10 protein-coding genes are annotated in these 12,724 nt (G+C 43.4%); 3 read left to right on the top strand and 7 right to left on the bottom strand.

All coding sequences use genetic code 11. The features are described from left to right. Positions 1-51: 51 nt before the first annotated feature. Genes GX654_09305 through GX654_09295 form a run of 3 tightly spaced genes read right to left on the bottom strand, consistent with a single transcriptional unit; the run spans position 52 to position 5,505 of the window. Positions 52-2,562, bottom strand: coding sequence for a TIGR03960 family B12-binding radical SAM protein (locus GX654_09305; protein ID NLD37054.1), 2,511 nt, complete (start codon positions 2,560-2,562; stop codon positions 52-54). A gap of 27 nt (positions 2,563-2,589) precedes the next feature. Next, positions 2,590-4,284, bottom strand: a complete 1,695-nt coding sequence (locus GX654_09300) for a PAS domain S-box protein (GenBank protein ID NLD37053.1) — start codon at positions 4,282-4,284, stop codon at positions 2,590-2,592. A gap of 9 nt (positions 4,285-4,293) precedes the next feature. Continuing rightward, positions 4,294-5,505 carry a type II secretion system F family protein gene (locus GX654_09295; GenBank protein ID NLD37052.1) on the bottom strand — a complete coding sequence of 404 codons (1,212 nt, stop codon included), beginning with the start codon at positions 5,503-5,505 and terminating at the stop codon, positions 4,294-4,296. Positions 5,506-5,762: 257 nt separating this feature from the next. On the opposite strand from GX654_09295, the gene GX654_09290 reads away from it, so the two are divergent. After that, positions 5,763-5,975: an acetyl-CoA carboxylase biotin carboxyl carrier protein subunit gene (locus tag GX654_09290; protein ID NLD37051.1), complete on the top strand. Its 213-nt coding sequence runs from the start codon at positions 5,763-5,765 to the stop codon at positions 5,973-5,975. An 87-nt stretch (positions 5,976-6,062) separates the two neighbouring features. Here the strand turns inward: GX654_09290 and GX654_09285 are convergent, their stop codons facing one another. After that, positions 6,063-6,533, bottom strand: coding sequence for a hypothetical protein (locus GX654_09285; protein NLD37050.1), 471 nt, complete (start codon positions 6,531-6,533; stop codon positions 6,063-6,065). Between the two features lie 30 nt (positions 6,534-6,563). After that, entirely contained in the window at positions 6,564-7,685 is a 1,122-nt protein-coding gene (locus GX654_09280) for a sodium ion-translocating decarboxylase subunit beta (protein ID NLD37049.1), read from the bottom strand. 320 nt (positions 7,686-8,005) lie between these two features. On the opposite strand from GX654_09280, the gene tkt reads away from it, so the two are divergent. Continuing rightward, positions 8,006-10,030, top strand: coding sequence for a transketolase (gene tkt, locus GX654_09275; protein ID NLD37048.1), 2,025 nt, complete (start codon positions 8,006-8,008; stop codon positions 10,028-10,030). A 3-nt stretch (positions 10,031-10,033) separates the two neighbouring features. Beyond that, complete coding sequence (locus GX654_09270) at positions 10,034-10,450, top strand: hypothetical protein (protein ID NLD37047.1); 417 nt, start codon at positions 10,034-10,036, stop codon at positions 10,448-10,450. A gap of 19 nt (positions 10,451-10,469) precedes the next feature. Here the strand turns inward: GX654_09270 and GX654_09265 are convergent, their stop codons facing one another. Continuing rightward, positions 10,470-11,651, bottom strand: coding sequence for a transglutaminase family protein (locus GX654_09265; protein NLD37046.1), 1,182 nt, complete (start codon positions 11,649-11,651; stop codon positions 10,470-10,472). 141 nt (positions 11,652-11,792) lie between these two features. After that, positions 11,793-12,596, bottom strand: a complete 804-nt coding sequence (locus GX654_09260) for a CAP domain-containing protein (protein ID NLD37045.1) — start codon at positions 12,594-12,596, stop codon at positions 11,793-11,795. Between the last annotated feature and the right edge of the window lie 128 nt (positions 12,597-12,724).

The following is a 12,724-nucleotide window of genomic DNA, read 5'->3' as shown; positions in this document are numbered from 1 at the left end:
CTTTTAATTTGCTTTGTCTTATTGAGCACAGGGTATATCAGACATGCCTCTTTACCCTGTTATCTGTTTTACCTTTAAGACCTTTATCCTGTAAATCTCTTCAGGGTTTATCCTGAATATCTCTGCTATTATACCGGAAGGTTTAAGCTCCGGTCCATCTGTATGTGTAACGATAAGCTCTAACATACTGTCAGAAATAAACCCGATACTTTTAACCATCTTTCTCGCATCTATCTTTTTAACACCCTTATCTGACCTTTTGATGATCTCAAAACTATCAGAGTTTATGAAGTCTTCAAGTAACTCCCGGTCGATTTTAATACCGGAAACACCCATGTGATAATGACTTTCCTTGATAGCCATGCCTTTTGATATGCCTGTTATGTCGCGTACATCCAATATCCTTACTCCTTCGGGCAGGTTGTGGTTCAGATCTTCTTTTACCTGCTCAGGATTAACAGGACCATATAATTCCATATCTAAAGTCTCACAGAGGCTCTCGGTCCCTACCGGTAATGCACAGGCAAATGAAAGTTTAGGCATGGGATGAAACCCCTCTGAAAACACAATATCAAGCCCGGTTCTTTTAAATGACCTTGTAAGAAGCTTGATCAGTTCAAGATGGCTTGCAAACCCTGCCGGGCCTCTCTTGGTAAAGGTTACCCTGAGCCTTGATTTTTGCCTTGCAGCATCAGGTGATATTGATCCACCGCCCCTCTTTTCAGTGAGTGACCACTCAGAATTTATACGCGGCCTGATCTCATTAAAATCACATACACCACATTCAAGGCACCCCTTTCTGCAGTCAGGTGTGGTGATCTCCTTTAAGCAATTCTCATATTCCTCTTTAAGGTACTCTAATGAAACACCTGACGAGATGTGTCCCCAGGGGAGCTTCTCATCCATACCGCGTCTGCGATGCAGATAATATGCCGGGTCAATCTGTGATTCCATGAAGCACTCCTTCCAGAGGCCCAAATTTAAATATTCGCTCCATGCATCAAATCTTGCCCCCCTTTCCCATGCCCTGATCAGGGGATATAAAAGCCTGCGGTCACCCCTTGAAAACATCCCTTCAAGCCAGCTTATCTCAGGCTGATTCCACTTGACCCTTATAAAAGGTCCCTGAAACGCATCACGTATCACATTAATCCGCCTCATGCTCTCTTCAGACCCTATCTGCGGCTCCCACATAAAAGGGGTATGTGATTTCGGGACAAATGCTGCAACGCTGATATTCAAGACCTCTTTCTTTCCCTTGCTCCTGGCACAGGCGGCAACCTTTCTGGCAAGATCAATAATACCATACAGATCATCCTCTGTTTCACCAGGGAGCCCGATCATGAAGTATAACTTTATCAGCTTCCAGCCTGCACTGTACACATCTCTGGCCGTCTTTATTATCTCATCATTAGTAAGCGTCTTGTTTATTATACGCCTCAGCCTGTCAGTGCCTGCCTCAGGCGCCAGGGTAAAACCTGTTTTTCTCACCCTTTTTATCTCATCAAACCAGGCAGGGTCAATACTGTCTATCCTGAGTGAGGGTAGGCTTACAGCCACCTTTTTTTCTGCCTGTCGGTCCATAAGCTCCTTTAACAGGGAGGCAATAAAGCTGTAATCCCCGGCACTCAATGAGAGTAAGGATATCTCACTAAAACCTGTGGAGTTAAGGGCCCTGTCAGCCAGGTCAATGATATCACCCGGGGTCCGCTCCCTTACAGGCCTGTAAATAATGCCTGCCTGGCAGAAACGGCATCCCCTTGTGCACCCCCTTGATATCTCAATAGCCAGCCGGTCATGTATAAGCTGGGCGCATGGCACAACCTGATCCACAGGAAAAAATGCCCTGTTCATGTCCGCTATTATTACCTTTTCAACCCTCTCATAGCCCTTAACAAGGGGTTCCATGCTGGCGAACCTGTTATCTGTGTCATAATGGGGTTTAAAGAAAGAGGGGATATAAAAGCCCTTTATCCTGCTCATTTCATCAAGGATATATCGTTTTCCCTTTTTCCTCTTTTTTGCATCCCTGATAACCCTGCACAGCTCTATAACAGCCTCCTCGCCGTCTCCTATCAATATTGCATCAAAGATATCCGCCACAGGCTCAGGATTAAAACAGGCTGGCCCGCCTCCTACAATCAATGGATAAGAGTCATCCCTTTCAGACGATAAAAATGGTATGCCCGCAAGATTCAACATTGTAAGGATATTGGTGTAGCAAAGCTCATGCTGCAGGCTTATCCCGACAACATCAAATGAATTTAGAGGTGTGTCAGACTCCAGTGTGGAGAGGGGGATACTCTTTTTCCTCAATTCATCTTCCATATCAGGCCATGGTGAGAATACCCTTTCAGCAGCAATCCATTCATGGCTGTTTAAAATTCCATACAGAATCTTTAATCCCAGATGTGACATCCCCACTTCGTACACATCAGGAAAGGCGAGCGCAACAGTAACATCAACTGCTTTATGATCCTTTATTACCGCATTTACCTCATGCCCGATATACCTGCTGGGTTTTGATACCTTCAGTAAATAATCTTTATTCAAAAAATCCATATTAAACATTCCCTGTAAAACTATAAATTATTGCACCTTAAGGCGGACAATTATCTCAGCCCCTCCTTCAGGATGATTTCTTCCGCTTATTGAACCTTTAAGCCCCTCTACTATCTGCTTCACCATTGCGAGCCCAAGCCCTGAACCTCCCTCCTTTGTAGTAAAAAATGGAGAGAACATGTGTACCATGGCCTTTTCACTGAAACCTTTGCCTGAATCCCTGAACACTATCTCTACCATATCCTGCATAATACCATCGGGGCCTTCACCCTTAACCCTGCCTGTGGTTATATGCATAAAACCCCTTTCAGGTAAAGCATCTGCTGCATTAAGAAGGACATTCCAGATCACCTGTCTTATTTGTTCAGGATCTGAAAACATCAGGTCATTACTGTTTAAATCAGTCTTTAACATTATATTTTTCTTCCACCTGCCGCTGTTTTTAATAAGCTCAAGGGATTCGGTTATCAATTCATTCAGATGAAATCTCCGCATCTCAAAGGGTTTTGGCCTAGCAAATTTTAAAAAATCATTAATAAGGTGATTCAGCCTGTCTATCTCTCTTAAAATGATCCCCATAAGCCTTTTATTTACCGCATTGGTATCCATCTCTTCTTTAAGCATCTGTATTGAGCCGCTTATGGAGGCCATTGGATTCCGGATTTCATGGGCAATCCCTGCTGCAAGCTCACCAACAAGGGCCAGCCCTTCGATCCTTTTTATCTCCTTTTCTATCCGTTTCATCTCTGTTACATCCTGGAAAAGGAGGATGTTCCCCTTCTGGTCTGTATCAGGTATGATCAAAGGAGACTTGGAGAGCCTGAGTGAAAGTGTCTCCCCCAACTTATTCTTATAATTAAAATCACTGTAACTATAAGGAGCGTCTGAAGCAGATTTATCTTCAAGAGCAGTAGCATCAAGGAATCCATTTGATAACTTAAGGATATCCGATATCATTTTACCCCTGATATCCTTGCCTGCAAGGCTGAATATCTTTTCTGCTGCGGGATTAAGGCGTATTACTCTCTTCTGCTCATCTGTTACTATGAGCCCCGATGCAATGCTGCTCAAGATCCATTCATTAAGCGCCTCAAGTTTGGAGATGTCTTGTTCCTTTTCTCTAAGCTCTGCCCTGCTCTTTTTCGCCTGCTCGGAGGGGAAGCTGCTTAAAAAGGCTACTATATAAAAGGCGGCAATATTTACCACTATAATAAAAAAGATATTTGATGGCTGATACTCAAAAGGATAATCATAGCCCGGGCCAGGAGGGTCAATAACACCATAATAATGTAGATCAAGGAGCAGCCCGTATAATATACTGCAACTGCTTGCGATTACCATGCCCCCCTTGCGGTATAGAATAATACTCGCATTGATTATGTTTAGTATATAAAGGAATGAAAAGATACTCCCGATGCCGCCGGTTGCATAGACGATAGCGGTAATAAAAAAGGAATCAAAAATAAGCTGCAGATATGCCTGCCTGACAAGATTCTTAAGTGCCTTTAAAAAAATTATATAAACAAACGTCAGGAAATATATTGTCGCAATAAGAAGATAATGGAATGTCTGGATATCACCGAAATAGGTCTCTGTCTTCCTTACCTGCAGAAATATGGATACACCAAGCAAAACAGATACAAAAAGGAGTCTCAGAAGCATAAGCTTCTGAAGCCTCCCTTTCAGTTCAGTCTGACCGGTATCAGGGTCTGTATCGACCATAAGAAAAATCTAGCCAACAGCTCCTGCCATTGAGAAGATAGGCAGGTACATTGCAACTACGAGTCCACCGATAGCCCCGCCTAAAAACAGCATGAGGAGCGGTTCCAGCATAGCGGTTAAGGCATCAACAGCGGCATCAACCTCTTTGTCATAAAAATCGGCTATCTTTTCAAGCATTGTATCAAGTGCGCCTGTCGCCTCACCGACAGATATCATCTGAATAACCATTCCGGGGAAGATATCATTTTCAGAGAGCGGCTCAGCAATGGTCTGGCCTTCAGCTATGCTCCCCCTAACCTCATAGATAATCTCTTCAATAACAACATTACCTGCTGTTTTTGCGACTATTTCAAGGGAATCAAGGATAGGCACACCGCTCGAGAGCATGGTGCCGAGTGTCCTTGTAAACCGTGCAACTGCGGTCTTCTTTAAGAGATCCCCAAAGATAGGCAGTTTCAGGGCTATGTTATCAGTGGTCTTCCTGCCTCCCTTTGTGTTCCTGTATTGTTTAAAGGCAAATGCAAGAGCAGCAATCCCCAGAATTACCCAGTGAATATTGCCCTTCATGAAATCACTCATATTTACGACGATCTGAGTGGGTGCAGGCAGGGCAGAACCAAAGCTCGCGAACATATCCTGGAAAACAGGGATAACAAATATAAGGATAACAGCAATAACAATAAAGGCGATACATACAACAACAATCGGGTATGTAAGGGCGCCTTTGATCTTTGATTTAAGTTCGGCTGCCTTTTCAATGAATGTCGCGAGACGCTGTAGTATGGTATCAAGTATACCGCCAACCTCGCCTGCCGCAATAAGGTTCACAAACAGCTCATTAAATACCTTGGGGTGCTTCTTCATCGCCTCCGCAAGTGTTGAACCCCCTTCAACATCCTTTGTAATCTGTTTCAGGATAGACCTGAACTTGGGGTTGTCAGCCTGTTCAGCCAGGATATTAAGCCCCTGAACAAGGGGAAGCCCCGCATCGATCATTGTGGAAAACTGCCTGGTAAAGATGACTAAATCCTTGTTTGTTACCTTTGGCTGCATAAAGGCGACATTTTCAAAGATATCCTTGGGTTTTGGTTTAAGCTTCAAGACCTTAAGGTTTCTTTTCCTTAACTGGGACATTGCAATCTGTTCAGATGCGGCCTCCAGCTCACCCTTAAGTTTTCTGCCTCTTTTAGTCTCGGCAACCCATATGTACATTTGGGGCATAGAAGAATCTCCTGTTAGCAGTCATAATAATTAGAGAAAATATGATTCTTATTTACAAAAAATTATACAGGTTAATATAAAATTGCCTGATATTACTTAATTACATATATTAAGTCAAGCACTCTCAAGTTTATATTCAAATAGTGTGCCATTCACCTGAATTTATCTAAAAATTTAGCCTTGACAAATGCAGATTAAAAAGGTTTATATCCTTTAAATTTTATATTTTATAAACAAAAGTTAATGGAGGGTCTATTGTGAGTGAAATAATCGCACCCATGGGCGGCAAGGTATTGGATGTAAAGGTAAAACCTGGAGATAAGGTTACCGAAGATGACGAGGTATTGATCCTTGAGGCAATGAAGATGGAATTACCGGTAGTTACACCCTACACCGGTACCGTAAAAGAGGTAAAATGCAAGAACGGTGATACGGTTGAGGCAGATGCTGTTCTGGTTACTGTAGAATAACAGAGATAATTCTCGCAGATAATCAGATTACTTTTCTTGAAAAGATCAATCCGCCCTTATGGGGCAGATTGATCTTTTTTATTATTTCTACTTTGCGGCTGCCTTTGCAGCGTTCCTGTTTACAACCCGGCTTATTACCAGCCCCGATATTTTCAGGCCCACATACAAAATAAGCAGGACCATAAAAACACCAATAAACCTGAGGATAAGTGTACCTGTTATCCAGCTCCAGTTGTCCTGAGAAATAACTATCCTGGTCTTCTGATCTTCCATTTTTTTGGAGATGAGCACAGAATGCCAGGGCCTGTTGCTGTCATCCTCTATATATGTGGCACTTTTCCAGTCACGGAAATTGATATCCTTAAGACCCTTGAATGTTTCTTTATAAAAGGCCAAGGCATCATCATGTGACAGCCCTGTTGTAAATTCAAGCTTTTCCTCATTTTCCGAGATGATCTGCGAATCATCGGTTAAGGGCACCTTAGGCATATCCGCCCCGCCATATAAAAACCCGGGAAGAAAAATAAGCATAAGCAGTGTAAATATTGTTCTTTTCATTTTTTATACCTTTATAAGAATATATTTAATTTAATTAAACATGGCTATAAACATGCCTGCTGCTGCTGATGAACCTATAACACCTGCCAGGTTCGGGCTCATTGCATGCATGAGCAGGTGGTTTTTCTTGTCATATTTAATGCCTTCAAGCTCTGATACGCGCGCTGACATGGGCACAGCAGAGACACCCGCGGAACCGATAAGCGGGTTAATCTTTTCCTTCAGGAAAAGGTTCATTATCTTAACTGTTAAAATGCCCCCCACAGTACATACGGCAAAATCTACGAGCCCCAGGGCAAAGATAAACAGCGGTTTAGGGTTCAAAAAGGCATCCGCATGCATAGTTGCACCAACTGAAATACCAAGAAAAATAGTCACAATATTCATGAGCGCATTCTGGGCCGTATCAGTAAGCCTTGCCACCACACCGCTCTCCTTCATCAGGTTACCCAGCATAAACATACCCATCAGGGGGACAACCGATGGAACCAGAAGTGCAATAATTGCTACTGTAACAAGGGGAAAAATAATCTTTTCCTGTCTTGAAACCGCCCTCATCTGTTTCATCTTGATCAGCCTTTCCTTCTGGCTTGTAAAAAGCCTCATGATAGGGGGCTGGATAAGGGGCACCATAGCCATATATGAATATGCCGCAAGGGCGTTTGCACCCAGAAGCTGGGGCGCAAGATGCTGCGTAAGGTATATTGTTGTAGGGCCATCTGCACCACCAATAATACCGACTGATGCGGCCTCTTTAAGTGTAAAGCCTGCCAGTATTGTTCCGGTAAATGTGACAAACACCCCGAGTTGAGCGCCAGCCCCTATGATAAGGGTCTTGGGATTGGCTATTAGCGGGCCAAAATCGGTCATGGCGCCAAGACCAAGGAATATTACGCAGGGTATGATCTCCCACTCAAGACCGTAACGATAGAAAAATTGCAGCAACTGGGCATGCCCCTCTTCTGTAAAACCCATCAAAGGCACCAGTGGGAAATTCACAATAAAGATACCGAACCCGATTGGCAGCAGTAATAGCGGCTCAAAATTTTTGGCAATAGCCAGATACATAAAAAGAAGGCCTATTATCCACATGATAATCAGGTTGAACTGAAAATTGGCCACCCCGCTTGTTTGAACAATGCCCATAAGCATATCGAGTATTTCATTTGCACTCATAGCCTCTCCTCTGAACAAAAAGTTTTCTATTTTTTTAAGACGATTTGATGTCTTTTATATATGATGGGGAAAAACCATAGTTTAAAAAATCCTGTTAATCAACCTTTCTTTTATTTTTTTTATTTTTCAAATGATTTTTTACCGGAGAAACTGTCTTGACAGGGCGACATATTCAGATTAAATCCAAGACCAGCATACTTAATAATAAAGCTACAGGTTGATAGTCGCCTCCTTCTTTAAAGGCAGCTATCAGAAACCGACTGATTTTACTAATAAAAGGACAGGAGATAAGAGCAATGTCAAAGGGGCAATTCTTTAAAAACGATAAAATTCATAACACATGTGTAAACACCATAAGGACCCTTGCAATGGATGCGGTACAGAAGGCAAATTCAGGCCACCCCGGAGCGCCCATGGGGCTAGCCAGCCCTGCTTATCTCCTGTGGAGCGAAATCATGAGGCATAACCCTGAAAACCCAACATGGTTTAACAGGGACAGGTTTGTGCTGTCAGGGGGCCACGCATCCATGCTACTCTATAGCCTTCTGCATCTTACAGGTTACGGCCTTACCATAGAAGAGCTTAAAAACTTCAGGCAGCTCGGAAGCAAAACACCGGGGCACCCGGAATTCGGTCACACTGTTGGTGTTGAGACGACCACAGGCCCGCTCGGACAGGGTTTTACAAATGCCGTGGGCATGGCCCTTGCCGAAAGACACCTTGCATCAATATATAACCAGCCGGGTTTTGATATTGTTGACCACTTCACCTATGTGATGTGCGGGGATGGAGACCTTATGGAGGGGATAACCTCTGAGGCAGCCTCCTTTGCAGGTCACATGGGTCTGTCAAGGCTGATCTGCATATATGATGATAATGGCATCACTATTGAAGGCAAAACAGACCTCACCTTTACAGAGGATGTTGCTAAAAGGTTTGAGGCATATAACTGGCATGTGCAGAGGGTTGTTGATGGTAATGATCTTGATGCCATTAATGATGCACTAGAAAATGCCAGGGATGAAAAAGAGAGGCCATCTATCATTATTGTAAAGACACACATCGCCTATGGCAGCCCCAACAAGCAGGACACCTCTGATGCACATGGCTCCCCACTGGGTGAAGAAGAGATAAGGCTTACGAAAAAAAACCTTGGCTGGCCTGAGACAGAGAGCTTTTATGTGCCTGGCGAGGTAACCGCCCATTTTAAAAAATGTATGGAGAATGGTAAAAAGGCGGAAGCAGCATGGAACAACCTGTTTAGCTCCTATAAAAAGGCGCACACTGGTCTTGCAGAGACCTTAATGAATGCTATGAATAACAAACTAGGTGCTGAATGGGAAAGTGCCATGCCCGATTTTCCTGACCCAACCGTAAGCATTGCGACCAGGGCCGCCTCTGGAAAGGTACTGAATGCCATTGCCCCGAAGATACCAAACCTTGTAGGCGGTTCAGCAGACCTTGCGCCGTCAAACAATACCATGATCACATCATCACATGATATGCAGAAAGGGGATTATACCGGCCGCAATATCAGGTTCGGGGTAAGGGAACATGCAATGGGAGCAATCCTCTCCGGCATAGCCCTTCATAAGGGGCTCATACCTTTTGGCGGGACATTTTTAGTATTTGCAGATTATATGAGGCCATCCATAAGGCTTGCTGCCCTCATGAAACAGCCTGTCAAATATATCTTTACCCATGACAGTATTGCTGTGGGTGAAGATGGCCCAACCCATCAGCCTGTTGAGCAGATCTTTAGTTTAAGGTCTATCCCAGGGCTTATTGTTATTCGGCCTTCCGATGCGACTGAGACAAAAGAGGCGTGGAGGTTCGCCATAAAAACTACAGATAGGCCTGTAGCCCTTATCCTGAGCAGGCAGAATCTCCCGGTGATTGACAGAAAGAAATATGGCCATGCAGAGGGGCTTGCAAAAGGTGCATACATTCTTGCCGATACAGATGGAACACCCGATGTTATAATTATCGCAACAGGTTCTGAGGTTAATATCTCACTTGCCGCAAAGGATAAGCTTCTTGAAAAGGGTATTAAGGCCAGGGTAGTAAGCATGCCGAGTATTGAGCTCTTTAATGAAAATCCAAGGGAATACAGGGACAAGGTACTCCCTCCTGATGTTAAAAACCGTGTTGTAGTTGAGGCAGGGCTGTCAATGGGATGGGAGAGGTACGCTGGTGAAAAGGGTGTAATAATAGGTATAGATACCTTTGGCGCCTCAGCACCTGGCGGGACTGTAATGAAAAGATTCGGGTTCACCGCAGAAAATATTGTTGAAAAGGCGATGGGGCTTTTAGGAAAATAAAAATTGGAAAATTGCAGTTGTAAGGAATGTGTAAGCGCATGCCTTAATGATCCGGGTCGATTAGTACCTGATGACATACTTAAGCTTTCACAATTTTTAGGAATTTCTATTGATGATCTTAAGGAAAACTACCTTGTCAGGGTGCCTGTAACAAGCAATGGCCATACAGCCTATGCGCTTGCGCCTGCCAAGAAAAAAGGCCAGAGATACATTGCCAACCCTGGCACTGTTGCGCCCGACTATTATGCGGAGGAAAAGGGGCGCTGCATATTCATAGATGATAGAGACATGTGTTCGGTGCATGAAGCAAAGCCGTTTGAGTGCGGAGCATATATGGGATGCCGAAACACATTTCTGGGAAAACCCTACCGAGCCAAAACCGTAGAGGAATATTTTTACAAGAGATGGAAATCGAAATAACCCTTACAACAACCGGTATCTAATCATCCAGCAGTAACATAAGCCATGGCATGGTCCTTGGCGGATGTGAATCTGGATCGGTCGGGTCTGTCTCTTTTTGATATTCCTTCATATTGGAAAAGTTGTCCCCATCAAAGTCATCTTCGGGCAGGACATCCGCAAAACTGGTTATCTCATCAGTTTGACTATAATCAATAATCTGCTGCTCCCACCAGTCTAAAATTTTGTCTTCATCACTGTCTGCATCATAATCAATATATGTTACCTTCGAGCTAAAGGATTTTGAATTGATTTCATTAGTGGATTTTATGTAAGAGAGTGCAATAGAATCTTCTATCCAGTTAACATTCAGGGAATGATAGGTATTAGGGTACCCTGAAGGAACAGAGCTGAAGGTCCAGTATGTTCCTCCGACGATACCTTTTGCATCTGACCCTCTGCCCCATAGTACCCTGTGGGTATCTACATGATGAAGATCGCGCTGCGGATCATATGGCACCCACCCGAGAGAGGGATAATAGACCTCTATCCATGCATGGGTACCCTCTCCCCAGTCTGCATCTACCGGGGCACTCCCTGTGGGGAGAGAATAGGATTTATGCAGTGAGTATCCATGTGTAATCCTGGCCGGGATCCCTGCTGCCCTTATCATAGCCAGGGCTATATGTGCATAGTTGGCGCAGTTGCCATATTTTAACGCAAAGGTGGAGAGGGCGTCGTGCCCATATGGGTTTGAGCCATAGTAGATATTATCCATAATCCACCCGTTCAGGGTCTTCAATACCTCCCACTGGGTAGTAAGACCGGCTGTGAGGGAATTTACCAGGTTTATAAAAATGGGATGATCTGACTGTACCTCGCCTGAAGGCTTCATGTATGCTGTGATCAAGTCAGGCAGACCTGAACTGTCAAACGGGAATCTATCACTTGTCACAAATCTGTTCCAGTCAGAGCTTGTTGTAACCATATAACTATCAGTAACAGTAATAGTGCCCTGCTTTGGATTTGTCCATTTAAACCTTTTAAAATCATTTCCATAGGTATCTGTAGAATCTTCCACAGAAGGTGTTACAGAAAATGTGTAATTCCTTTCTGTGATACTCTGTGTATTGTTAGGTAAGACATAGTTATCAGGCGGCGTGGTGATTAAAGTAAGAGAGGAGAGACCTGTTGGGACTATAATAGTATAGGTATGCTTCATCTCAAAGCGGCTCTCCATACTCCCTGAATAATAGTGGAGTGTTCCCCATGCCGTGCCTGGAATGAACAGACTTAAATAAATAATAAAAAATACGAATGCCCGTTTAACCACTTATTATTCTCTACCCATCGACTGTAATTATCAGATACTGATGTTAAAAAAATTCATTAGTTTATAGCCCCCATCCTTTTCCACATAGAATTCAAAATCAAAACTCCCGGTTGCTTCACCAAAATTCAAGGTAATCTCAAAATCACCATTGGGTTGTGGCAATATAATCTGATCAACATCAACCTTTGGATATAAGGTTTCAGTAGAGGCGAGTATAACCTTTATCCTTTTGGATAAGCTATTACCTTTAATTGTAATGGAACGCTGCGCATCTTCTGTGTAGGATTGACTGAGGATAAATTCAGCAAAGGTTATAGCCCGTTCAGACATATGAATGGTCAGCCAGAATTCACCCGCTGAATCCTGCTTTACACCGATACCCATATGGGTCATTTCAGGGGATAGTATTTTTAAAAGGTTTTCAGGGGATTCCAGTTGATTTTGCAGGAGGTCAATATTTTTTGCTTTTGATACAACAACAAGGTTGTTTATATCTGTAAGACCTGCTGATTTGATCCTTTCAAATGGCGTCCCCAATTCCTTACTACTGTCAGAGAGCATATCAAGTTCAACCATTTTCATACTATGCGACGCAGCAACACTGTTTAACTTCTGGTCTATTATGAGTGTCTCAATGTCCTTTTGGGTGCGGCACTGATTGATCCATGTAGATGTTGTATCAATTATATTTTCGGTAATCTGCTGCCCCCCGCAGGGGGTGACATAAAGATAAAACAAGATAAATAAAAGAGGAACTCTGAGATATCTTTTGCGTGTTTTGATGAATATAAGCATTTTATCTCTCACATAGTACTGTGAACCTGTATTAGTCATACCCGCGAAGGCGCATTGGCGTCAAGCTAAGCGACAAATATGGTTTAAATGTTTGTAATAGTTGATTCTTCCTTTTCGTTCTTCATAGCAACAATGGCGTAGTATTACATGTTCAAGTAATAGTTCAG

The organism is Desulfatiglans sp., assembly GCA_012513605.1.
Taxonomy (GTDB): Bacteria; Desulfobacterota; DSM-4660; order Desulfatiglandales; family HGW-15; genus JAAZBV01.
This window is presented reverse-complemented; position numbering and strand designations above follow the sequence as displayed.

Coding starts and splice junctions, on each gene's coding strand:
- GX654_09305 (NLD37054.1), bottom strand. CDS start 2,562: ATGGATTTTTTGAATAAAGATTATTTACTGAAGGTATCAAAACCCAGC.
- GX654_09300 (NLD37053.1), bottom strand. CDS start 4,284: ATGGTCGATACAGACCCTGATACCGGTCAGACTGAACTGAAAGGGAGG.
- GX654_09295 (NLD37052.1), bottom strand. CDS start 5,505: ATGCCCCAAATGTACATATGGGTTGCCGAGACTAAAAGAGGCAGAAAA.
- GX654_09285 (NLD37050.1), bottom strand. CDS start 6,533: ATGAAAAGAACAATATTTACACTGCTTATGCTTATTTTTCTTCCCGGG.
- GX654_09280 (NLD37049.1), bottom strand. CDS start 7,685: ATGCTTATGGGCATTGTTCAAACAAGCGGGGTGGCCAATTTTCAGTTC.
- tkt (NLD37048.1), top strand. CDS start 8,006: ATGTCAAAGGGGCAATTCTTTAAAAACGATAAAATTCATAACACATGT.
- GX654_09265 (NLD37046.1), bottom strand. CDS start 11,651: ATGAAGCATACCTATACTATTATAGTCCCAACAGGTCTCTCCTCTCTT.
- GX654_09260 (NLD37045.1), bottom strand. CDS start 12,596: ATGACTAATACAGGTTCACAGTACTATGTGAGAGATAAAATGCTTATA.